18 protein-coding genes are annotated in these 23,016 nt (G+C 54.6%); 7 read left to right on the plus strand and 11 right to left on the minus strand.

Translation table 11 applies throughout. The features are described 5' to 3' along the window. Positions 1-235: 235 nt before the first annotated feature. The 3 genes from Poly41_RS20820 to Poly41_RS20830 form a co-directional block, all read right to left on the minus strand. Positions 236-2,884 carry an HzsA-related protein gene (locus tag Poly41_RS20820; RefSeq protein ID WP_197231490.1) on the minus strand — a complete coding sequence of 883 codons (2,649 nt, stop codon included), beginning with the start codon at positions 2,882-2,884 and terminating at the stop codon, positions 236-238. Positions 2,885-3,001: 117 nt separating this feature from the next. Further along, positions 3,002-4,057 (minus strand): hypothetical protein, encoded by a 1,056-nt coding sequence (locus Poly41_RS20825; RefSeq protein WP_146528667.1) that lies wholly within the window; start codon positions 4,055-4,057, stop codon positions 3,002-3,004. 80 nt (positions 4,058-4,137) lie between these two features. Next, positions 4,138-4,464 carry an alpha/beta hydrolase-fold protein gene (locus Poly41_RS20830; protein ID WP_146528668.1) on the minus strand — a complete coding sequence of 109 codons (327 nt, stop codon included), beginning with the start codon at positions 4,462-4,464 and terminating at the stop codon, positions 4,138-4,140. Positions 4,465-5,251: 787 nt separating this feature from the next. Here Poly41_RS20830 and Poly41_RS20835 point away from each other — a divergent pair. From Poly41_RS20835 to Poly41_RS20855, 5 genes are read left to right on the plus strand one after another with little or no spacing between them, the layout of a single operon-like run. After that, positions 5,252-7,093 carry an NAD(P)H-dependent oxidoreductase subunit E gene (locus Poly41_RS20835; protein ID WP_146528669.1) on the plus strand — a complete coding sequence of 614 codons (1,842 nt, stop codon included), beginning with the start codon at positions 5,252-5,254 and terminating at the stop codon, positions 7,091-7,093. Next, positions 7,090-7,800: a 2Fe-2S iron-sulfur cluster-binding protein gene (locus Poly41_RS20840; RefSeq protein ID WP_146528670.1), complete on the plus strand. Its 711-nt coding sequence runs from the start codon at positions 7,090-7,092 to the stop codon at positions 7,798-7,800. Before Poly41_RS20835 ends, Poly41_RS20840 begins: the two co-directional genes overlap by 4 nt. A 27-nt stretch (positions 7,801-7,827) precedes the next feature. Then, positions 7,828-8,367, plus strand: a complete 540-nt coding sequence (locus Poly41_RS20845; RefSeq protein ID WP_146528671.1) for an NADH-quinone oxidoreductase subunit B family protein — start codon at positions 7,828-7,830, stop codon at positions 8,365-8,367. A gap of 17 nt (positions 8,368-8,384) precedes the next feature. After that, the gene (locus tag Poly41_RS20850; protein ID WP_146528672.1) at positions 8,385-9,836 is read left to right on the plus strand and encodes a Ni/Fe hydrogenase subunit alpha; all 1,452 of its coding nucleotides are present in this window, start codon (positions 8,385-8,387) and stop codon (positions 9,834-9,836) included. Then, on the plus strand, positions 9,833-10,297 hold the full coding sequence (locus tag Poly41_RS20855; RefSeq protein ID WP_146528673.1) for a hydrogenase maturation protease: 465 nt from the start codon (positions 9,833-9,835) through the stop codon (positions 10,295-10,297). Before Poly41_RS20850 ends, Poly41_RS20855 begins: the two co-directional genes overlap by 4 nt. A gap of 10 nt (positions 10,298-10,307) precedes the next feature. Here Poly41_RS20855 and hypB read toward each other — a convergent pair whose 3' ends face one another. The 6 genes from hypB to hypF all read right to left on the minus strand — a co-directional run bounded on the left by hypB (position 10,308) and on the right by hypF (position 16,468). Next, entirely contained in the window at positions 10,308-10,967 is a 660-nt protein-coding gene (hypB, locus tag Poly41_RS20860) for a hydrogenase nickel incorporation protein HypB (protein WP_146528674.1), read from the minus strand. Beyond that, complete coding sequence (locus Poly41_RS20865; protein ID WP_146528675.1) at positions 10,951-11,316, minus strand: hydrogenase maturation nickel metallochaperone HypA/HybF; 366 nt, start codon at positions 11,314-11,316, stop codon at positions 10,951-10,953. The genes hypB and Poly41_RS20865 overlap by 17 nt, the downstream gene beginning before the upstream one ends. Positions 11,317-11,471: 155 nt before the next feature. Beyond that, positions 11,472-12,533 (minus strand): hydrogenase expression/formation protein HypE, encoded by a 1,062-nt coding sequence (hypE, locus tag Poly41_RS20870; protein WP_146528676.1) that lies wholly within the window; start codon positions 12,531-12,533, stop codon positions 11,472-11,474. A 101-nt stretch (positions 12,534-12,634) separates the two neighbouring features. Then, a complete protein-coding gene (hypD, locus tag Poly41_RS20875) occupies positions 12,635-13,729 on the minus strand; it encodes a hydrogenase formation protein HypD (protein WP_146528677.1) in 1,095 nt (364 codons plus the stop codon). After that, positions 13,726-13,995 carry a HypC/HybG/HupF family hydrogenase formation chaperone gene (locus Poly41_RS20880; RefSeq protein WP_146528678.1) on the minus strand — a complete coding sequence of 90 codons (270 nt, stop codon included), beginning with the start codon at positions 13,993-13,995 and terminating at the stop codon, positions 13,726-13,728. Before Poly41_RS20880 ends, hypD begins: the two co-directional genes overlap by 4 nt. Positions 13,996-14,068: 73 nt before the next feature. Beyond that, on the minus strand, positions 14,069-16,468 hold the full coding sequence (hypF, locus tag Poly41_RS20885) for a carbamoyltransferase HypF (RefSeq protein ID WP_146528679.1): 2,400 nt from the start codon (positions 16,466-16,468) through the stop codon (positions 14,069-14,071). Positions 16,469-16,871: 403 nt separating this feature from the next. Between hypF and Poly41_RS20890 the strand changes: the two genes are divergently transcribed. Then, positions 16,872-18,437, plus strand: a complete 1,566-nt coding sequence (locus Poly41_RS20890; RefSeq protein ID WP_231615817.1) for an alpha-L-fucosidase — start codon at positions 16,872-16,874, stop codon at positions 18,435-18,437. An 8-nt stretch (positions 18,438-18,445) separates the two neighbouring features. Then, a complete protein-coding gene (locus Poly41_RS20895) occupies positions 18,446-18,700 on the plus strand; it encodes a sulfatase-like hydrolase/transferase (RefSeq protein WP_231615818.1) in 255 nt (84 codons plus the stop codon). A 153-nt stretch (positions 18,701-18,853) separates the two neighbouring features. Here Poly41_RS20895 and Poly41_RS20900 read toward each other — a convergent pair whose 3' ends face one another. Both Poly41_RS20900 and Poly41_RS20905 read right to left on the minus strand, forming a co-directional pair. After that, complete coding sequence (locus Poly41_RS20900; protein ID WP_146528944.1) at positions 18,854-20,245, minus strand: sulfatase-like hydrolase/transferase; 1,392 nt, start codon at positions 20,243-20,245, stop codon at positions 18,854-18,856. 207 nt (positions 20,246-20,452) lie between these two features. Continuing rightward, entirely contained in the window at positions 20,453-22,990 is a 2,538-nt protein-coding gene (locus Poly41_RS20905; protein ID WP_146528681.1) for a PAS domain-containing protein, read from the minus strand. Positions 22,991-23,016: the final 26 nt, after the last annotated feature.

The raw sequence follows: 23,016 nt of genomic DNA on the forward strand, positions 1-23,016 counted from the left end.
CGTAAATCATCCCGTCAACTCGGCGCCAAGTTGGCTCGATCGAGTCTCACCGCCCCCATCTCGACCAAAAGTGAACCGCTGGCCGTTGACGCTGCGCACAGCCTCCACACCTTCCGCGAATGTTTACTTTGAGAAGAAAGCAGACTGCGCACGTTGGAGTGGTAGGCTTTAGCCGATTCAGCAAGGATCCAGCACGCAATCGGCTAAAGCCTACCACTCCAATGATTCATCCGGGCTAGGGGACCGGGCGATCATATTCGACGCCGCTGGGATTGCTGCGATCAATTTCATCTGGCCAAACGAAGTCGCCACCATATTCTTGGCGGTGCAGTTGCTGCGGATCTTTGGTAGGCCGCGCCAGACGCATCGCGTTGAGATCCAGCCAGAGAATGATTCGGTCCAAGTCTTGCTGTGAAAAGGCGCCTGCGTGCAGAGCAGCCTGATGCGTCGGATTCATGAGCGCTTTGCCCATTCGAGATTCATTGAAACCAAAGCGGTAGGGAGTGGAACGGTAACCGCCGTAGGGGCCGATTCCATCGTTGTTGTTGCTCGAATCGAACCACCAGATGTAGTCGGAAAGTCGGTTCGTTTGACCTGGATCGGGAACCACTGGCTCGTTGTCGTTATAGGCATAGTCGGTCAATGCGATGTCCTGTTGTCGATGGCATTCAACGCATGATTTATCAAAAACGGGTCGGACAAACCCAAAGGTCATCGGGACGACGCCCCCCACATCCGGTTCCAAGGGGGAAGGGTCGCGTTGGAAGGCCATCGGGATTGCCTCGCCGCGTGGCGCGGCTTGCCATTTGTCTTCATGACAACCGACACACATCAGTCGCTCGCCAGGATGGACGTAAGTGAGCGACCGCATGGTTTGCACCGCAACACCGTTCTCGTCTAGAAGTTGGAACAACAGCCCCTTGTTGACCGGAGCCTCGCAGTACACGCTGCCGTCCTCCTCAACGGGCACGGTTCCCATCGAGGCGCGGCAGATACCTCCTTCACTCCATCCGGTGGAGGGGGCCTCGATGTTGCCGACTCCCCATTTGCGTGGAAAGAGCTGAACAATGCGCATCTTTGCGATCTTCACATCTTCCGGCCAATCAAAATCGGTCTGCCGGACATTCAGCACTGCCAGGGTGGCTCGCTGATGATCGGAAGCTTCAGCACGTTCACCTTGCCAAGTTCCCATCGGATGTTCAGGAGGCTTGGGGGTGGCACGCAGCGGTCGGGCCGTTAGGTAATGCCCACCCGCATTCAGATTGCAATCGCTAATCAATTCCCTGTTCCCGAATACGTCCAGCAGATAGAGACGCATGTTGGTTTCGTTGTCATGTTCTTGAAGCGAACCTGCTTTCCGATCCGAGATAATGCCCCAAGGAACAAGGAAAAAATCCTCACTCAGAGGCCACGGATCGAAATAGGCGGAATGGGGTCGTATCGGTGTGTAACGAATCCCCTGGTACAACCCCCGTTTTGAGTAGTCCCCACATTCCGAGGCGAACGGCAGGCAATCGGGCGTGATGGTTTCCACCTGAGACACTCGGTAGTCATCCCGAATGCCTGTGTTTATCAAGATAGGAATGCCATACGGGGGTGAATGATGCGACGAGGCAATGGCGATGTATTTGCTCGAATCTGGAATCGCTCGCATAAAGTACTCGGCAAAAGGCCGATCGCCGCGTCCGTCCACGCTTGTGCTCCAACTGCCATGCGGAAACGCGTAGTTTCCGTGAGGCGAGCGAGGATCCCTGCCGTCGGGAAAGCACCGCCACAGATTGTGTGCTGCGGAAAAATCGCGGTCGATGTAATCCCAGCGCATGTAGATCAGCATCCCGTCGTTGTCGACCGAGGGATACCGTTCATTCGTTTCATGGAAGCTCATTCGTACGACGTCGCTGCCGTCGGCCTTCATCGAATACAACACACATTGCTTCGTCGTATCGTTATTGTTGCAACGCACCGTGATTTCGGCGCGAGTCGAGACAAAGGCGATTCGTCCATTCGGGAGCCAGATCGGGTCCAGGTCTTCATACTTCCCCTCGGTCAACAAACGCAACTGGGTACCGTCCGCATTGACCGATGCAATCCGGTGAATTCTCGATTGACGGTGAACCCAGGCAAAAACGATTTTTGTTCCGTCATGGGACAGATCAAACGAGCGGACCGCTCTGCCTAAGTCGAGCAATCTCTGCCCTTGCCAAGGACCGTTCTCGAAACGTGAATCCTGCAGCAGATTTCTAACCCGTGTACGACCGCCCTGAAGTCCCGAAAGCACGTAGAGACCGCCTTCATCAAGGACCGTCGTGCCCCAGCATTCCTGGACATGGCCGTAGTTACTGGTCCAGCGGTTAAACAGAATGTCATCAAAATTCAGAAGTGGGTTGCTCAACACGATCGAGCGATTCAGACGACGCAGTTCCAGGTAGAGGCTTTTGTCGGCATCTGCATCCTTTTCCCCTTTGGAACGGGCAAACGTAGACGCCTTTTGGCGAAACCGTTCATACTGCTGCTGCAATTCATCAAGTTGTGTCCCCATCTCTGATGCATTGGGCGTCGCTTGGCGGATGGCATGCAGTTTTTCCAGCAGGGCTGCGGTGCGCCGCAGTTGCACATCCAGCGGACGACGGTCATTGACCCAAATATGTGCATGACGATTGGCAACGTTGTTGGCTTGGGTACTGGCTTGGGCACCAGGCGTGAACAAGCCCGCCTCGCCGCCGCCATCGGCAATCAACCCCTCCAGGTACGCATAGTCTTGCTCCCAAGATGCTTGGAGCTCGGCTGGCGAAGGCGTGAGGTCTTGATTCGGCAGTTGGCTTTCGCTTGCATCGGCCGCGCCACTCAGGAAAGCGATCACAATCCCGACGAGACAGGTTCTCATTGAGGTAACAAGAACTCGCCCGATTACTGATGAAGTCTGCATTCAAATGTTCCCTTGTTCGTTCCCATGTCGGAGCCCTGCACTTCGGTCACCCGTAAACTGCGATTGCGTTCAGAGTCACTCGGTTTGGATTGGACCGATGTAATCTTTCGCGACCACGACATCGTCAAACCAAACGCGATTGACATGTCCCGCCGTGCCTTTGGTGATGTACAAGTACAACCAGACGAAGTTCACGTTCAACGCTTTCGCGGTCCGAAAGCGGAAACCTTCAAAAGGATCACCGCCAGGCGAAGTTGCAAAATACTCGCGGTCGCCAGTTTTTGGATTCCAGCGAACTCCCTCGCCTTCTTGCCCAGGGTTAAACTTATCGAAAACCCATTTGCCACTTGGAAATCCTTTGCCCAAGTGGCTGACCGGTTTTCCTTCGATCCAGAGTGCCAACTCGCCGTTGGTCTCTCCGACATCGTTCATTCGGACCATCACTTCGATGCAAGTCCAATGTCCGCGAAGCACGCTCAAGGAATCGTCTTGAATGAACTTGTTTCCCCAAGTCTGGCCGCGAGGTGGGCTGCCTCGCATCTCGCACCAATAAGCGTAGTAGTCCCAGGTCCAAGTCTTGCCGAAGGGCTCAATGCCGACCCAGAACGATTTGTCGCCCGCGGTGGGTTGCCCCGCGCGGACCGAGGGCCATGCGGTCGAAGGGTTGTTGCCGCCAACACAGGTCCCGAAATGATGCACAGGTTCACAAGCCTCGTCGAACTTGACGTACATCCGCGTGTAAAGTTGATCGTAGCCGTCATCGAGCCTTCGATAGAGATCGGCTCCGGTTCCTGTTTCGGCCGTCTGACTCATCAACAGCGACTGCTTGCCAGAACTTGCAGCCGGCACATCGTCACTGATCGACATGATCTCGGGGTTGCGTACGGTTTCCCATCGCTGTCCGATCGCATCCAGGTCGCGCCGTTCAAAGTTCTCAGCGAACACAACACTCGGGTGTTTCTCGATTCCCTGATCGCGAGCATACTGTGATGCGATTCCCACGCCAGCGGCGATCTCCTGCGCAACACCGTGACCTGTCAGTGCCACCGTAACCGTCACGGCGACCATCGAGATTTCGAGCAGCAAGTGCCTGGAATTCGCTTGGGTAAGAAATTGCGAGAATGTCTTCATCGAGAGCGTTACCAATTAGGGGGCTACCGCGATCCAGTTCGAAACGACTTCATGTGCGAGCTGCGGGCAGGGTGTCGGACTCACGCTTGGCAGTCAAATGCTCGGCACGACAGTGCCCCGCCCCAACTGCCTGCCGTACAAAATAGATCGGGATGCCTCAGCGCGAGTGACACAGAACCTGCGCCGCCCATCGAGAATCCAGCGACAACTCTTCCGGACGCATTTGCCTTCGTCGGATACGACCAGTCAATCAATGGAATCAGTTCATCAACGATCATCTTTTCCACATCGCCGCGATAGCCACTCATTCCGCCATTCGGATTGACCCATCTCACTTCACGCTCTCGCTGTGCTGGAGCGTTATTTGTGAGGAGAAGCGTGGCCAGGATGAGAACGAAGGTTCGCATGATTGAACGACCTTGTGGTGCGGTGGGTCGGAGTGGCGGAGGGAGGTTCCATTCTATCTTGCGCGTAGGCTAACATACAGTAGGCCTGCATTTCTTCGCATTCCCTGACGGATTCAATGCGCGGCCATTGCTCCAAACTCCTCGGGCAGTTGCCAACGGCCAAGCGGCGAGGCGCGACGGACTGCAGATGGGCAAGGCCATCTGCGTCAAGGTCAATCGCAAGAATGCGGGCCCCCGCCTGCAAAAAAACAATCGACAATCGCACGTCCGATGCCTTTGGCCGCACCGGTGATTGCTATGGTTTGCTCTTCGAATGGGGGATTCATGATGTGTTGAGTCTCTATGCAAACCGATCGATCCAAAGACGGCCCTCGCGATCGGGAAGCCTGGTCCTTTGCGAACAACGACTGGCCGTCATGCACTTGATCAATCGTAACACATAAGTGGCCACCCAATTCTTAGCTGCAACAAATCGCATAGGCGTGAGCGCTGTTGCGGTAACGACACAACACCGGTGCAACGTCATGCTAGCGATGAGCCATCGAAGCGTTGAGGCGGCGGAAAGCTGCAATGCGATCAAGCAGCGTCATTCTGCCGCACCCCGATCCCCTCTTGATGTTAGCATTTCATTGGCGAAGAAAACTTAACGAAAAATATACGAAACCGTGTGTGTGCTGCTTTCATTCTTGCGCGGGAGCACTACATTGAAGTTTAGTGAAAAGAACTAGCATGAATGTCTCGCATTTCTGAACCGCTCATTTCGCAAACCAGGCAAGGGGCTTGTACCATGCCAAAGGAAACCGCCGCGGTCATCGAGCAAATTGCTCGTCAATACGACCATGATCCCACACGGTTGATGGATGTGGCCCGTGCCGTCCACGGACGACTCGGGCATCTCTCAGAACTTAGTATCGGCCTGATCGCCCAAAGCTTGGGGATTCATCGCGCCCAAGTCCGTGACATGGTCAGCTTCTACGCATTCTTCTCGCGTTCCCCACAAGGCAAGAACGTTATCCGCGTCTGTACGGCCGTTGTGGAACGCATGCAGGGCGCGGACGAGTTGATCGAAGCCTTCGAGAAGGAGCTCGGTGTCTTTCTCGGTGAGACGACCGAGGATGGGAAGATCACGCTCGAGAAGGCTTCCTGTATCGGCTTAAGTGATCAAGCTCCCAGCGTACTGGTTAACGGCATTGCGTTAACCAGTCTTCAGCCCGAGGATGTTCCTGGTATCGTTGCTGCGATCCGGGCGGGCGAGGAGATCGATACGCTGCCGCAAGCACGTGTGCGGAAGAATTTGCGGCAGAGTGGCCCCATCTTGCTTGGACCGTATGACAGCGGTGATGCGTTAAGGAAAGCGATTCGCAAATCACCAGCCGAAATCATCATTGAACTCTACGCCTCACAGGTTCGAGGCTGTGGTGGCGCGGGGTTCCCCACGGCTGCCAAATGGGAAAAGTGTCGAGTATCCGAAGGGAGTGCTCACTACGTGATCTGTAATGCGGATGAAGGGGAGCCGGGGACCTTCAAAGATCGCGTCATTTTGATGGATAATCCTGAGCTAATGTTTGATGGGATGACCATCGCTGGGTACACGATCGGTGCCGAAGAGGGGATGATCTACCTGCGTGGCGAATACGACTATCTGCGTGGCGATTTAGAGCGAGCGTTAGCCAACCATCGCCAGCTCGGGCTGCTGGGACGTAACATTTGCGGTCTCGAAGGTTTCAACTTTGACATCCGGATTCAAGCGGCCGCGGGTGCCTACATCTGCGGTGAAGAATCGGCATTGATTGAATCGCTCGAAGGCAAACGTGGCGCTCCGCGCGACCGGCCACCTTTCCCCGTTGAAAAGGGCTACAAAGAGCAACCGACGCTGGTCAATAACGTCGAGACTTTCTGCTGTGCGGCCCGCATTCTCGAAAACGGAGGCGAATGGTTCTCGCGTCTGGGGACGGTCGAGAGCAAAGGGACGAAGCTGCTGAGCATCTCGGGCGACTGCCAATTGCCGGGAGTCTATGAAGTCGAGTACGGCATCACGGTTGAAAAACTGTTACGACAAGTGGGGGCGGAGGACGCTCAGGCGGTACAGATCGGCGGTCCCTCGGGCAGTTGCATCGGACCGAAAGATTTCTCTCGGCGTATCGCCTTTGAAGATCTCGCGACGGGCGGATCGATCATTATCTTCGGGCCCGGTCGCGATCTTCTTGAGTACATGTATCAGTTCGGTGAATTCTTTGCCGAGGAATCTTGTGGCTGGTGCGTTCCTTGCCGTGTTGGCACGACCCTGCTGTTGAAGGAGATGCGTGCGGTCCTTGATGGGCACGCAACGCACACCGAGTTGCAGGCAATGCAAAAGCTGTGCGGGACGATCAAGACGATGAGTCAGTGTGGCTTGGGGCAGACCGCACCCAATCCCATCCTCAGTACGCTCAAGCAATTTCCTGAACTGTACGAGGCTCGACTGCAATCGGGCGATTACTTCCCACGCCTGGATTTGGCCAAAGCGGTGAGGGCGGGCTGCGCCAGCGCGGGTCGCGAAATGGTTCAACTTGAGCCACACGCCTCCAACGGGAATGGCAAACCATGTGATCCCGACCCAACACCGAAATCGGAGGGAGTCCAACGATGAGCGATAACACGATCACCTTCACCATCGACGGAAAGGAAGTTCAGGGCGTTCCGGGTCAAAAGATCATGGAGGCTGCGGACGCGGCCGGAGTTTACATTCCCCGGCTTTGTCACCACAAGGATCTACCGCCGCGGGGTCATTGCCGGCTTTGTGTGGTCAAGGTAGATGGCCGACCCAAAAGCTCCTGCACCATTCCCATCGAGGACGGCATGCAGGTCGAGAACGATACGGAGGAACTCAATGAGCACCGCCGCATGGTTTTGGAAATGATGTTTGTCGAAGGGAATCATTTTTGTCCCTCGTGTGAATCGAGCGGCAATTGTGAACTCCAAGCCGAGGGCTATCGGCTCGGGATGATCACGCCAACGCTTCCTTACATCGAGAGCCACCGCGAGATGGATGCAACGCATCCTGATATCTTCGTCAACCGAGATCTTTGCATCCTCTGTGGTCGTTGCGTGCGTGCCTCGGCGATCCAGGACGGTAAGACCGTGTTTGCTTTTGAGGGACGGGGCATCCACAAGGTGATCACCGTCAATGCCGAACATGGTCTGGGCGAGACGCTGATGGATGTCGCGGATGCTGCCGCCAGCGTCTGTCCGACGGGGTGCCTGCACACGAAACGCCTCGGCTACACCATCCCCGTTGGACAACGCAAATACGATCACCGTCCGATCGGATCGGACATCGAACAGGCAGCCCACTGACGCACCAAGCAGCAAAAGGGAACTTCCATGTCCAAACCGACGATCGCCACAGGGCACTTTACCGGCTGCTTCGGCTGTCACATGTCGCTCCTTGACATTGATGAACGCATCCTGCAGCTAACCGAGTTGGTCGAGTTCGACAAGTCGCCCATTAACGACAAGAAACGGTTTGATCGGATGGTCGATATCGGGCTCATCGAAGGGGGCTGCAGCAACGATGAGAATGTAGAATTCTTGCAGATGTTCCGAGACAACTGCAAAACGCTGGTTGCGGTTGGCGCTTGCGCCTTGACCGGCGGTGTACCAGCCATGCGCAACACCGTTCCGCTGCGCGAGTGCCTCGAAGAAGCATTCCTTAGCGGCCCGTCGGTTGTTGACGGCATTATCCCAAACGATCCCGACTTACCGGTTCTACTGGATCGGGTCTACCCGGCTCATGAAGTGGTCAAGATTGACTATTTCCTGCCGGGATGTCCACCATCGGCTGATGCAATCTGGGCTGCGGTCGTGGCTTTGCTCGAAGGGCGTGAACCGACGCTCGATTACGAACTCCTGAAATACGATTGACCTGAAAGGCTGAGACGATGACCGCAGCGACGCAACAAGGCACTCGAAAAATCGTGATCAATCCAGTCACGCGAGTCGAAGGGCATGGCAAAGTCACCATCCAGATGGATGAGGCCAACCACGTGCAACAGGCACGCTTGCACATCATCGAATTTCGGGGCTTTGAACGCTTCGTCCAGGGGCACTTCTATTGGGAAGTCCCGGTCCTGGTGCAACGTCTCTGTGGCATTTGTCCGGTCAGTCATCATCTTGCCGCGTCTAAGGCGTGTGACATGATCATTGGCGCTGATCCGATCACGCCCACCGCCGAGAAAATTCGTCGGTTGATGCACTACGGGCAGACCTACCAGTCTCACGCACTGCACTTTTACCATCTCGCCTCGCCCGATTTGCTGTTCGGATTCGACGCGCCGGTCGCGCAGCGCAATGTTATCGGTGTCATTCAAGCACATCCTGAGATCGCCAAGAAGGCTGTGTTGATGCGGAAATTCGGTCAGGAGGTCATCAAGGCCACGGCGGGTAAAAAAATTCATGGCACGGGCTCGATCCCCGGTGGCGTCAACAAGGTTTTGTCGCAAGAGGACCGCGACCGACTTGCCGCAGAGGTCGATACCATGATTGAATGGAGTGTTGAAGGCCTGCAACTCTGTAAGGAAGTCACGCGTGCGAATGCGGAAAAACTACTCCCCTTTGGCACGTTTGAATCCAATTTTCTCAGCATCGTTCGCGAGGATGGTTGCTTGGACTTGTACGATGGGAATCTCCGCGCCAAGGATGCAGACGGCGAGATCATTTTCGATCAGGTCACTCCATCAGACTATCTCGACGTGATTCGAGAAGGGGTCCGCGATTGGAGCTACATGAAGTTCCCCTTCATTCGTGATCTGGGCCAGGAAAAGGGATGGTACCGCGTCGGGCCGCTCGCACGGATCAACAACTGCGACTTCATCGACACGCCGATCGCCGAGGCCGAACGCCAGGAATTCATGACGCTTGGCAGCGGGCGCCCGATTCATGCAACCATGGCGTATCATTGGGCGCGCATGATCGAGTTAGTCCATTCGGCTGAAAAGATGCGTGATCTCTTGGCGGATCCCGATGTGCTCAGCGGTGAACTGACCACACAGGGCGAGCGTTGCGAAAGCGGCATTGCGATTATCGAAGCCCCACGCGGCACGTTGATCCATCACTATGACGTCAACGACGACGACCAGGTCGTCAGGGGCAATTTGATCGTTTCCACCACGCACAATAACGAAGCGATGAACCAGGCCGTCCGCGTGGTCGCCGATCAATACCTCGAAGGACAGGCTGAAATCAGCGAAGGGATGCTCAATTCGATTGAAGTGGGGATCCGGGCCTACGACCCCTGCCTCAGTTGTGCCACGCATGCGTTGGGCCAGATGCGACTGTGTGTGCAACTGATCGGTCCCGACGGGACGATCCTCGACGAGCGTTCTCGCGAATGAACCACCTGCCTTCCTTGATCATGGGATGCGGCAACCCCGAACGTGGCGATGATGGGTTGGGGCCGGCGCTAATCGATCGGCTGGCGAGGCTACACCGCTCGGATATCGAAACCGACGCCGACTATCAGCTCAACATCGAGGATGCAGCCGCCTTGGTGGGCCGCCAACGTGTCCTGTTTGTCGACGCCAGCGTCTCGGCTCCCGAGCCGTTTCTGCTTGAGCCGCTCGAGCCGACCTCCGAGATCGCTTTCACCAGTCATAGTGTCACGCCTGGAGCCGTGTTGGCCCTTTGTCAGGATCACTTTCATCACAGCCCTGAGGCTTGGGTCATGGGCATTCGCGGCTACCGATTCGAGATGGGTGACGGGCTCACCTCTGCGGCCCAGGCAAACCTTGATGCAGCTTTCGCACACGTGATTGAATTGCTGGATCGCTGGAAGGTGATCTCTCCCGAACCATGAAAACATCATGTCATGGTAACAAGCGACGTTGCGAGTCGAGCCAATCGAGCCAATCCTGCATCCCTTCTCCCGTCTTCGCGGAAACGCGTAAGACCTCCATCGAGGGTCGAACTCGATCAACACTCGCTCGCGCTGCCGGTTCATCAAATTCCACGGCGTCGGCAAGATCCATCTTGGTAATCAGGGTGGCATCCGCGGTGTTAAATATCGTCGGATACTTAATCGGTTTGTCCTCGCCCTCGGTGACGGAGAACAAAACGACGCGAAGATTCTCCCCGAGATCGTAACTAGCAGGGCAAACAAGGTTGCCCACATTTTCGATGAATAGAAAATCTAGCGGTACATCGCGCCAAGCCTCAATCGCCTCGCGAACCATCTCCGCTTCCAAGTGACAAAGCGTTCCGGTGGTGATTTGTTTCACCCTTGCTCCGCTGGTCGCCAATCGCGCAGCATCGTTTTCGGTCGCCAAGTCACCGACGACCGCTGCGACTCGAAAGGGACCATTCAGCATTTGCAGCGTCTGCTGCAGCAACTGCGTCTTCCCCGCCCCAGGGCTCGAGACCAAGCTAACAACGAAACACTTTTGCTCGGCAAACTGTTTACGAAGCTCCCTAGCAACCACATCGTTCTGTTTTAGAATCTGTGTCCGAACTTCAACTAATCGTGTCATGCAGATCGTCCTTCACCTCAAGTGCTGAAATTTCCATTTCGCGTCCGCCAACAATGCTTCCTGTCATCCTACCACACTCGCAACATCGAAGATCATTAATCGACACGGCTGCTCGGTGACCACCGCATTGGGGACAATCCAACATCAACTCGGTCTCTTCGATGACAAGAGCTACATTTGGAAACGAGGATTCGCGAGCAATCTCATAGGCTGGTTCAAGCGCTTCCCGCACGACTCCTGACATCGGTCCAAGTCGTATGTGAATTGCGACCAGTTCGGAATCGGGGTATTGATTCATCGTTTCTTGAGCCACTTCGAGAATGCTCAATGCGATCGAGAGCTCATGCATTTCAGGGCTCCTGGAATCCTTCGAATGAATTGAATAAAGAACGAGCGAGAAAGGCAAAAACTTGCGTCGTTTGATTCAACAGATTGGGGGGCATGTCGCCATGGTACCAGAACTGCAGTCCTGGCGATTTTCACCGCCATGCCACTGCGAGTGCTCTAGCATATCCTGGGAAGCTGCTCGCCAACGGGTATCGAAACGATCCGCTTTGTCCCCACCGCGGTACGGGAAACCACGAGTTGGTTGTCATCTTCGACCACGTGGCCGACGATCGCCGCGTCGCAACCGAGTGGATGAGCCCTCATCGTGTTCAGCACTTGATCAGCGTCGCTCTTTGCGACAATCGCAATCAGCTTCCCCTCGTTTGCAACCAGCAAGGGATCGAGCCCCAGGAACTCACATGCCGAGCGAACCGGCTCTTTGATCGGAATGCACTCGTCATCCAGTTCGATGCCACAACGGGATGCTGCAGCAATTTCGTTCAAGCTCATCGCGACACCACCTCGCGTGGGATCTCGCATGGCGCGAATGTTCGTTGATGTGTCGAGCATTTTCTGAACCAGATCCGCTAGCGACGCACAATCACTCAAAATGGGACTCTCAAAATCTAACCCTTCACGGACACTCATGATCGCAACACCATGATCTCCAACCGATCCGCTAAGGATCACGGCATCCCCCGGTTTTGCTTGATCAACAGCGATCTTGCGTTCTGCTGGCAAAACGCCGATGCCCGATGTATTGATATAGCATCCATCGCCGTGCCCGCGCTCGACCACCTTTGTATCGCCGGCGATGATCGCCACGCCTGCGTCTCTTGCCGCACGTCCCATGTCCTTGGCGATGCGAATCAATTGTTCCATCTCGAAACCCTCTTCGAGAATAAAACCAGCGGTCAGATACATCGGACGCGCTCCGCTCATCGCCAAATCATTGACGGTTCCATTCACGGCGAGATCACCGATGCTGCCGCCAGGAAAAAACAGCGGCTGAACAACAAACGAGTCGGTCGAAACGGCAATCCGTTGGCTGGGCAAACAAAGCGGGGTGGAATCACTCAGAAGCGTGACATGTTCGTTGGCAAACGCTGGTGCAAAAATGTGTTCGATCAGCTCTGCGGATAGTTTTCCGCCGCCGCCGTGAGCAAGAATGACTTGCGGATAATCTCGCAGTGGCACCGGACAAAGTGGCGATGCGATGTTCAACGTGGAAGGCTTCATAAGGTCCTCGAGTCAGCGATAACCCGAGACTCCGGGAATCGAGTGTTGGTGTGGCCGGGATGGATACGGAGCGAGGGTGACGCCGATTGCGAACCTGCTGCCTAAGGATGCACGAATCGTCCGTAATTGTAATACGCCGCACAGGCTCCTTCACTCGATACCATGGTTGCACCGAGTGGGGTCCTTGGCGTGCATTGCTTTCCGAACGCTTCACACTGGTGCGGCTTCAATGCGCCACGCAGCACCTCACCAGCACGACACGCATTGGATTCCTCGGGTGCAATGTCTTCAACCGCGAATCTCCGCTCCGCGTCAAACTCAGCGTACTTGGGTTTCAGGCGCCAGCCGCTTTGAGGGATCACGCCAATCCCCCTCCAAGCACGATCGGTCGTCTCGAAAACCTCATCAATCGTTGCTTGAGCCACCTCGTTACCGGCTTCGGTGACGACTCGCGGAAAGGCGTTTTCGACATGGGACTGACCGGCTTCGAGTTGGACCACGGCTCGGCGAATTCCGTCGAGCAAATCCAGCGGTTCAAAGCCGGTCACCACAATCGGAATGGAATACTGGCTCGCGAGGCGATGGTACTGATGAAACCCCATCACACTGCATACGTGCCCGGCCGCCAGAAAGGCCTGCACACGATTGCCTGGCGAATTCATAATGGCCTCGATTGCCGGCGGAACCAGCACGTGCGATACGAGCACCGAGAAATTATGGATGTCTTGCTGCTGAGCGATCTTGACCGCCATCGCGTTCGCCGGTGCCGTCGTCTCGAAACCGATTGCCAAAAAAACGACTTCACGCGTTGGATGTTTGCGAGCCAATTTGACAGCGTCGAGTGGCGAATAGACGATCCGCACATCACCCCCACCCCCCTTGATACGATAAAGGTCCGAAGTCGTACCCGGCACGCGAAGCATGTCTCCGAAAGAACAGAACAGGACATTGCGTCGGGCTGCAATTTCAAGAGCCTTATCAATCACAGAAATCGGAGTGACACAGACCGGGCAACCGGGCCCGTGAATCATCTCGATGTTCTGCGGCACGATCTGATCAATCCCATTGCGAATGATCGAATGGGTCTGACCACCACAAACCTCCATGATGGCCCAATTACCCTTACAAATCCGAGCAATCTCAGCAGCCAGTTTCAGAGCCTTTGCCCCGTCACGGTACTCGCTCAAATGCTTCATGAATCCTCTCCACTGACACGCAGATCCTCGAGTTCATCGTCCAATAACCCGAGTTCCGCAAAGGATTCCAACGTCGCTTGTGCGGACTCCTCATCAATCTGGTGGATCGCGAACCCAACGTGGACAATGACATAATCGCCGATTTGAACCTCGGGCAGGTAGACCATGCAAACCTCCTTGACCACACCGCCAAAGTTCACTTTGCCCATCGGCGTGTCGTTGTCGGCGTAGAGCGATTCGATTTGTCCCGGAACAGCTAAGCACATAATGGAAAATGATGGTGTGGGCGGAAAGGAAGCGACCAGTCCATTTGATTGTAGGGCAGTTGGCTGCACGCGACTATCCAAAATCCTCGCAATCAACTTGCCGTCCTATCCACGCCTGCCCCAAAGCGAGGCCGCCGTCATTTGGGGGGACCGTGGTGTGCGTTAAAACCTCGAATCCCTCGTCAACCAACCGTCGCCGAGCCAGTTGCGTCAGCAGTGCATTTTGGAATACCCCGCCCGTCAGCCCGACTTGATTGATCGCGGTTGCTGTCCGAGCCTTGATGCTGATTTTCACAATGGATTCGGCAATCGTCAGGTGAAACCTCGCCAAGATTTCGGACGCGGGACGTTGGTGATGAAGGTCAGAAACGACTTGCTCGATCAGTCGCCCGGAATCGACCTGTGTGACATCCGCGTTGATTACAGCAATCTCATAGGGCTTTATGGATGCTGCGTGTTCATTCATTGTGACGACACGTTTATCGGATCGAACCACACGATGGCCATCGTGCAGTGGCGAACAGGCTGAGGGCACACCCTTTCGAAAAACATCGCTCGCGATGGCCTCGGATTCCATGGCTGCTTGGCCTTCGTAGCTCACTTGATGACGTACACCACAAAGCGAAGCGACGGCGTCAAACAACCGCCCCATACTGCTGCTGGGGACACAATGAAAGCTTCGCTCCAGTTGTTGTTGAAGCAGCCGTCGCTGCTGCGGAGGAATCGATTTCACGCAGCGCAGCGAATCAGCCCAGTCGATTCCAGCTTGAAAGAGGTGAGCCAGAGCCATGCGGGCTGGATAGCGAATGCAGGCATCACCTCCGGGTAGTGGCACATAGGACAGATGAGCATACCGCTGAAAAGCAAATGCGTTTGCGATCAGCCACTCGCCACCCCAGATCGCACCGTCTGTTCCATAACCGGTGCCATCAAAACAGACACCGATGATCGCAGTTTCCGGTGCGACGGAATGCTCGGCGAGCAGTGAAGCGACATGGGCATGGTGGTGTTGTACTTTCCGCAGTGGCACGCCATGTGTTTTTGAAAAACGTTCTGCCCAAGCAGACGACAAGTATCCGGGGTGCATGTCGGCGACGACGATTTCAGGTTCAACTTGATACAATCGCAGCAGATGATGAACCACTCGTTGCATTGCCAGCAACGTCTGTTGGTTGCCCATGTCGCCAATGTGTTGGCTGAGAAAACACTGGGTCCCTTTTGTTAGGCAAACGGTTGCTTTGATCTCTGCACCCACGGCAAGCAGCGGAAGTCCGTCCGTAGGCAATGTGATCGGCAGCGGCGCGTATCCGCGCGATCGTCGGATCGGGAGTGATCGATCCTCGACAACGCGAATCACGGAGTCATCGCAAACCGTTTCGATTCTCCGGTCATGGAGCAAAAAAACATCAGCGATCCCCTTCAATCGATCCATCGCGTCATCGTTTTCGAAGGCGATGGGTTCGTCCGATTGATTACCCGAGGTCATGACCCAGACTTCCCCCCTGTCAACCAACAAGGCATGCAAAGGCGAGTAGGCCAACATCACACCGATGAAGTCGTTTCCCGGTGCGACGGATTCGCACCAATCATGAGTGTCCGGCTGTCGCCGCAGCAAGACAATTGGACGTTGGCGGCTGACTAACAGGGCACGTTCGGTATCGCCGAGAATCGCAAACCGCTCACAGGTGGCCAAATCGGCAACCATGACCGCAAAGGGTTTTGCGGCGCGGTGCTTTCGTGAGCGTAACTTGTTGACCGCGACTCGGTTGTGGGCATCGCAGGCCAAGTGAAAACCGCCGACGCCCTTGATGGCGACAATTCCGCCAGCGGCGACCCTTTGTTTGACCATTTCGATGGCATCGTCATCTCGGCAAACCGATCCTGAGTCCCCAGGAACGAACCATACCGCAGGCCCGCATTCGGGACATGCGTTTGGTTCAGCGTGGAATCGCCGATCCGCCGGATCGCCGTATTCATCGCGGCACGTAGGGCAAAGGCGGAAATCGGCCATGGTCGTCGCATCACGATCATACGGCAAATCGGTGATGATGGTGTACCGTGGCCCACAAGCAGTGCAATTGGTAAAGGGGTATCGGTAACGCCGGTTCGTCGGATCCTCGAGCTCTGCCAAGCAATCGGAACAAATGCTCACATCCGGAGACACCAGTGCCAGAGGATCACTTTCTATCTGACAGGTTTCGATGCGAAAGGTCGATTCATCGCCCTGCTTCTCGATCACCTCATGACACACATCGCTGACGATGGACAAGGGGGGGGCTTCCGCTTGGATTCGATCACAGAAATGCTGCAGCGTGCTTCGGGGGCCCTGGATCTCGATCAAAACGCCAAGTGAATCGTTACGGACCCATCCTGCGACTCCTTCGGTTCGTGCTAAATGCCAAACAAAGGGCCGAAACCCTACGCCTTGCACCACTCCTTTCACACGAACCCGCCAACGTTCGACTTGCACCATTGACCTCATTGAATCTCGGTTGTCCCGCAAGCATTGTACCCGATCTTTCGCTTCCCGCCTTTGGTCGTGACGGTGTCTCCCCGCCGCAGTTGGAAATGAGTGGCTGTGTTCGGAAGCCACAGCCACTTCAAGACTACGCAAATTCAAAGTCCGAGTTGCCCCAAGGAACCTCGGTTTCGGCGTCACAGTGGATCACCTGTAGCGTGTAGAATGGTGGAATAATAAAACGGCTATTGTTGACAACGAATTGGCAAGCTCGCTAGTAACAACCCACCACGAAAAGGCTAGTAATACTACGATGTACCGTAAAACCAAGTTAAACCTCACTGCATTGCCAAGTCGCTGCATTGTATGTTGGGCAACAGGGGTGGGCTTCTTTTTGGTAGGGGTGGGCTTCTTTTTGGTGGCTCTTCTACCCGTGGCATTGGTCGCCGAAGAGCCGCACCAAGCCACACGGCCGCATCCACAAGTCGAATCCTCGCTTGCTAAAATTCAATCGACGGTTGCGAAAGGACCGTTCAAAGCGGAATGGTCGTCCTTGGAAAACTATGAAATCCCACAGTGGTACAAGAACGCTAAGTTTGGAATCTTCATTCATTGGGGCGCGTACAGCGTTCCCGCCTTTGGAAGCGAATGGTATCCGCGGCAAATGTACATTGACGCCGAACGTCGCGGTGACAACTTCTTCCAACACCATCTTGAAACCTATGGCCCACAGAAGTCATTTGGCTACAAGGACTTCATTCCACAGTTCAAGGCCGAGCATTTTGATGCGAGCTCGTGGGCAAAGTTATTTAAAGAAGCGGGTGCTCGTTATGTGATCCCGGTTGCCGAGCACCATGACGGATTCCCAATGTATGATTGTACTTTCACCCGTTGGGACGCCTCGGAGATGGGGCCAAAACGAGATGTGATTGCCGAGCTTTCCAAGGCCGTGCGTCAAGAAGGCCTCAAGTTCGGCGTCAGCAGTCATCGAGCATTCAATTGGGTCTTTTATGTACGTGACGCATCCTTTGATAACGCCGACCCGCAATACGCCGACTTGTACGGCCGCCCGATGCCTTTTCTGTTCAATGAAGATGCTGCCGACTACCAGAAGAACTTTCCTCCGCAGGACCAGCAGTTCAAAGATGACTGGCTCGCTCGCTCGTGTGAGTTGATTGACAAGTATCAACCCGATGTATTTTGGTTCGACTTTGGGATCACACCGAGGCTTGAGGGTGACACTTACGCGAAGAATCCTTTCGCTGACCACTTAAAGCAATTTGCAGCCTATTACTACAATCAAACATCACCCAATCCGGAAGGGTTGGGAGTCATTAATTACAAATGGGGGGCGTTCCCGGAAAAAGCTGCCGTGCTGGACAAAGAACGTTCGAAAATGGCGGAGATCCGTAAACCGTTCTGGCAGACCGACACGGCGGTGAGTTCAAGTTCGTGGGGCTACACAAACAACCAGCGTTACAAGACGCCTGATCGTTTGATCGACGATCTTGTTGACATTGTGAGCAAGAACGGTTGTTTGCTGCTCAACATAGGTCCGCGTTCGGACGGCACGATTCCTGAGGAAGACCAAGCGATTTTGAAAGCGATCGGAGGCTGGCTCAAAATTAATGGCGAGGCGATCTATGACACAACCTATTGGAAGACATTCGGCGAAGGACCAACGGCGGTTTCGACGGGACATATTTCGGAAGCAAAGGATCAACCTTTCGTCGCCGAAGACCTGCGTTTTACAGCTCGCGGCGAGATCCTCTATGTCACGGGCTTAAAGTGGCCCAGTGACAATCGGGTCACGGTTACGTCGCTCGCGAAAGACGCTGAGTTTTTCCCCGGTCGTATCGATTCCGTTTCCCTGTTGGGTACCGATCAGAAACTCGATTGGACACGCGACGAGCAGGGCCTCACGGTTCAACTGCCGTCCGAAAAACCATCAGAGTTCGCCTATGTCTTGAAAGTGACAAAGTAGGGATCAAAATGAAGAAATCAGCAATTCAAGTCGGAGCCGTGCTGGTGGTGTTGGCGTTACCGCACATCGCCAGTGCAACAAATATGAATCCCGACAAACCCAACATTGTCGTGATCATGGCGGACGACATGGGATACGCGGACACTGGGTTTACCGGCGCGACGGATATTCAAACCCCGAATCTCAACGAGCTCGCCGCGAGCGGCGTGACCTTTTCCAGCGGATATGTGACGCATCCCTATTGTGGTCCACGCTGTGCGTGATCAGTTCTTCCTCGATTCCATTCCCAAAAAGGCAACGTCGGGTGGCTACCAACCTACGCCCATTCCGACGTTCAAGTAAGGTTCTTCCGCAGAATCGGTGAGTCACCGAATACAAGCTGACGACATTCTGCTCACCTCTCTCCCAACCGATGCTTAGTAGCGATAGTCTGCACCGTCTCGGCTGCGATCGCAACTCGCTTCAAGCTCAGCAAGCTTCTCGCTCAGTTCCTTGGCTCGGTCTGGCAATTCGGTGCAAAGGTCATGCTGCTCGAAGGGGTCGCTGCTTAAATCAAACAGCCGTACGCGTCCATCCTGCTTTGCTTCTTGAAGTAATTTCCAATCACCTGAGATAATCGCTTTGCCATCGATTCCTTGATGAAGACGACGGTAGCCGAAAAACAAGTCTTTGCCACGATCCGTCACTTTACCTTGAATCACTTGTAGCAAATCGATCCCATCGATCGGCCGTTTGTCTTTGTCGGGCATGACAAGACCGGCCAGTTTGATGATGGTTGGGAAGTAATCGACGGTCGCGCAGCGGGTGTCGGTCGACGTGCCTGCTGGAATCACACCGGGCCACTCTGCGCATGCCGGCACCAATAGACCACCGTCATACATCGTATGTTTGTGTCCGCTAAACGGCCCCGCCGATGCGACTCCTTTTTTTGCCAGTCCATCGGATGGACCATTGTCGCTACAAAAGAAAACGACGGTGTGTTTCTCGATTTCAAGATCACGCAACTTTTCACGCAACCGGCCAATCTGCTCGTCCATTGCTGTAATACAGCCGTAGTAGTTTTGTCTCGTACGACCCGATTTCGCGTAGAGCTTTTTGAACGCTTCCCCGGCGACAACGGGTTCATGCGGGGTGTGGAACCAAACGGTCGCAAAAAATGGCTGGTCTTTGTTCGACTCGACGAAGGGGATCACGCGATCCATGATCACGCGACTGTCATCACCGTCCAAGTTGTCTTTTGCCTCTTGTCCGTTGTGTACGTACGGAAAGCCACCTTTCCAAGGTTCGCCTTCCTGCCCGCCCCAACTGTCCCAGCCACTGGGTGTGACCGTCGGATTCCAAGTCGGAACCGCGCTCGTCGTCGCGAAGTATTCATCGAATCCATGGTGTGAGGGTGGCGAATAGAAACCTCGCGTGCCGACTTCCTCCGGCTTCACCCAACCGATATGCCACTTGCCAAAGAAACCCGTTTGGTATCCCTTCTTCTTCAGCATTTCGGCAATCGTGATTTCCCCGACGCGCATCCCGCCGGTATGGGCTGCGAGGATTCCGAAACGAAAGGGATAGCGTCCCGTCAAGCAACTGCCACGCGTTGGCGAACAAAGCGGCGCTGCGGCATAGAAGCGATCGAACCGAATGCCATTGGCTGCCATCTGGTCCAAGTGTGGCGTCTGGATCTGATCGTTGCCGTTGAAACCGACGTCGCCCCATCCTTGATCGTCACTCATCATCAGGATGACGTTGGGCGAGGGCGCTGCTGCATCGGCGGACATCGAGCCCACGAGCATGACGACGCCAAAACCGAGCATGCTGAGCACGCGGGACGTTGGTTTTGATAAAGATTGTATCGTTTGGATCACATTTCACCTCGTTGAGAGTTTCTTTTGCATCGGTCTGATCAAGCCACACCACTTTGAGTCTTTTTGCCTCCGTCAACGCACAGCGTTCTACGATCTTGACAAATTTCGCTGGAGCCCAGGCGTCTGACGCGGCAACACGAAAAATCAATTTGCTCGTCAAACCCTACTGGGATCACTATGTCGCAATAGGATCCGATCCAAATCATCGATCCTTAATGGCTTGACTAAGTGGTCATCGAACCCCGCATCGAGTACGGCTTGGTGGTCAGACGCCTGTCCGTAGCCAGTCAACGCAACCAGATAGATACTCATCGTGGATTGTTTCTTTCGTAACTGACGTGCTATTTCATAACCGTCAATTCCAGGCAGCCCAATGTCGACCAATGCCAAGTCCGGCATCTCTGACTCAATCAATCGCAATCCACTCGGGCCGTCCTCGGCACTTTTAACGCTGAATCCTTGAAGCTGCAAGATCCCTTCAAGCATCTCACGCGCGTCCTGGATATCCTCAACGACAACAATGCTGTTGATGTTGCCTGTTCTTGAAGCGGCTGTGATGGAGGGTGACGCCACTTCGGCCGGATCGGGCGTGAGGGTCAGCGGCAGACGAACGCGAAATTCGCTACCGCGACCCTGACCGTGACTAAAGACTTCGACGGAGCCGTCATGCATTTCGACAATTGCTTTGACAAGCGTCAAGCCAACACCGATTCCGCCTTGACTACGTTCGAGCGTATTGTTGGTCTGGACGAACATCTCAAAGATTTCAGGGATCATCTCGTTAGCAATCCCGACACCCGTGTCTTTCACGCGGATTTCGACCTCGTTCGCGTCGCGGCGTATCGTCAGTGACACTTTGCCCCCGGCAGGCGTGTACTTGCTTGCGTTACGTAACAGATTCACAACCACTTGTTGCAAGCGAACCGGATCCCCGTCAATGAACAGCGAACCCTCGTAGCAATCGAACGACAATTCCAATTCATACTGTTTGAAGGAATCCTCAAGGGCACGAACCGCCTCTTGCACCGTTTCGACAAGATCAAAGGTCTTTCGTTTCAATTCTATCTTGCCTAGCGTGACTCTTGATACGTCCAGCAAATCATCGAGCAAGCGTGACATTTGATCCGATTGTTGAATGACGACCTCGGTGGCTCGTTTTTGATTCACCTCACCTTCCGTCGTGGCGGCGATCAACCGTGCGGCATTGACGATGGCACCAAGTGGGTTGCGCAGTTCGTGCGATAGCATCGCTAAAAACCGATCACGTTGACGGACGGCATCGCGAATTTCGTCTTCCGCTCGCACTCGGTCACTGATGTCTCGGGCAATCACCGAAGCGGCGACCATGTCACCACGATCATTTCGTATCGGCGAAATCGATACGGCAACATCAACCGTCACTCCGTCCTCACGTAGGTGTTGAGTTTGTATGCGCTGGACGGTTTGTGAATTCGTCAAGCTGTTCAACACACCCAGGACTTCTTTTCGTTGGTCCATGTGGACAAGCAGCGATAGATGTTGGCCGATAATTTGCTTGGTCCGTCCATACAGTTGTTCTGCTCCGGCATTCCATGAGCGGATCATTCCAGCTGAATCCACGCGGAAGACTGCATCATCGGATTGTCGAACAATGTCGGAAAGCTCTGCGAGTTGCGACTCCGCTTGCCTAAGACTCGTAATGTCAATCAGAGTCAAAACGACTCCATCGACTGAACCTCGTGAAACATACGGCAAGATTCGCATCAAAAAGATGTACCCCTTACGGTCACGGACCTCGCGTTCATACGGGGCTTCTGACCGCAGTACTTGTCTGATTTCTTGAACAAGTTGATCGTTATCGAGGTTGCAAGTGCAATTCTCGATTCCTCGACCAACATTTTGACGTATCCCGCTGAAGATTCGAGTGATGTCAGGCGTGAATTTGCGGACTTTCAATTGGCGGTCAAGAAAGATCGTGTCGACATGAGTGCTGTTAAGCAGGTTGTCCATGTCATCGGTCAACTCTGTCAATTCTGCGATCTTGCGTTGGAACTCCGCGTTCGCGGTCAACAGTTCTCCCTTGACGCGATGCAGCTTTTCGTTCGCATGTTGCAATTCTTGGTTGGATGCAACCAATTCTTGATTGGTCGATTGCAGTTGTTCAATTGAGGCCTTCACACGCGCGTGTGCGCCGCAAAGTTCCTCCTCGCGTGCGGCAACATCTTCCGTTGCGGCAAGCTCGACTTCGGGTTCAGCGGCCGACTGCGGTGGGGTTTCGATACCGTCCCGGACATCGAACTCGATTAAGAACGATTTCTCGGAAGTGGCTGGATCCTGCAGTGGCCGAACCAATAGCTTCAGATTCAGTGGACCATCAGGACGCTCGAGGCGAAGGCCCGCAACGTTGACCGTTGTCTGCTCTCGCTTGGCACGCTGCACCGCGGTGACAAGAGGAACACGGATGTCGGCGTGAACTTGATCAGCGACATTGTTCGAGACCCGGCTGCCGATGGGCCGAAGGAATTGAGTCGCACCGGCAAAAACATGCAGTATTCGATTGCTCTCGGAAATCAACATGCTCGGAGGCATGTGGAGATTCAAAAGTTGATCGTAAGTATTCAGCAGCGGCAGATTTGCGTCGGGCCGATCCAACGCTGCCTTTGACGGATCCGAGAGCGAGTCTAGAAATACCTTTTTCGAATTGATGCTCGTCACCCTATTATCCAAAGAATGGATTGGCT

Origin of the sequence: Novipirellula artificiosorum (genome assembly GCF_007860135.1) — a bacterium.
Taxonomy (GTDB): Bacteria; Planctomycetota; Planctomycetia; order Pirellulales; family Pirellulaceae; genus Novipirellula_A; species Novipirellula_A artificiosorum.

Excerpts from the sequence above, each read along its gene's own strand:
- hypF (WP_146528679.1), bottom strand. The coding sequence starts at position 16,468 with ATGGTGCAAGTCGAACGTTGGCGGGTTCGTGTGAAAGGAGTGGTGCAA.
- Poly41_RS20840 (WP_146528670.1), top strand. The coding sequence starts at position 7,090 with ATGAGCGATAACACGATCACCTTCACCATCGACGGAAAGGAAGTTCAG.
- Poly41_RS20835 (WP_146528669.1), top strand. The coding sequence starts at position 5,252 with ATGCCAAAGGAAACCGCCGCGGTCATCGAGCAAATTGCTCGTCAATAC.
- Poly41_RS20865 (WP_146528675.1), bottom strand. The coding sequence starts at position 11,316 with ATGCATGAGCTCTCGATCGCATTGAGCATTCTCGAAGTGGCTCAAGAA.
- Poly41_RS20895 (WP_231615818.1), top strand. The coding sequence starts at position 18,446 with ATGAAGAAATCAGCAATTCAAGTCGGAGCCGTGCTGGTGGTGTTGGCG.
- Poly41_RS20825 (WP_146528667.1), bottom strand. The coding sequence starts at position 4,057 with ATGAAGACATTCTCGCAATTTCTTACCCAAGCGAATTCCAGGCACTTG.
- hypE (WP_146528676.1), bottom strand. The coding sequence starts at position 12,533 with ATGAAGCCTTCCACGTTGAACATCGCATCGCCACTTTGTCCGGTGCCA.
- Poly41_RS20880 (WP_146528678.1), bottom strand. The coding sequence starts at position 13,995 with ATGTGCTTAGCTGTTCCGGGACAAATCGAATCGCTCTACGCCGACAAC.
- Poly41_RS20820 (WP_197231490.1), bottom strand. The coding sequence starts at position 2,884 with ATGAGAACCTGTCTCGTCGGGATTGTGATCGCTTTCCTGAGTGGCGCG.
- hypB (WP_146528674.1), bottom strand. The coding sequence starts at position 10,967 with ATGACACGATTAGTTGAAGTTCGGACACAGATTCTAAAACAGAACGAT.
- hypD (WP_146528677.1), bottom strand. The coding sequence starts at position 13,729 with ATGAAGCATTTGAGCGAGTACCGTGACGGGGCAAAGGCTCTGAAACTG.
- Poly41_RS20845 (WP_146528671.1), top strand. The coding sequence starts at position 7,828 with ATGTCCAAACCGACGATCGCCACAGGGCACTTTACCGGCTGCTTCGGC.
- Poly41_RS20900 (WP_146528944.1), bottom strand. The coding sequence starts at position 20,245 with ATGCTCGGTTTTGGCGTCGTCATGCTCGTGGGCTCGATGTCCGCCGAT.
- Poly41_RS20850 (WP_146528672.1), top strand. The coding sequence starts at position 8,385 with ATGACCGCAGCGACGCAACAAGGCACTCGAAAAATCGTGATCAATCCA.
- Poly41_RS20855 (WP_146528673.1), top strand. The coding sequence starts at position 9,833 with ATGAACCACCTGCCTTCCTTGATCATGGGATGCGGCAACCCCGAACGT.
- Poly41_RS20830 (WP_146528668.1), bottom strand. The coding sequence starts at position 4,464 with ATGCGAACCTTCGTTCTCATCCTGGCCACGCTTCTCCTCACAAATAAC.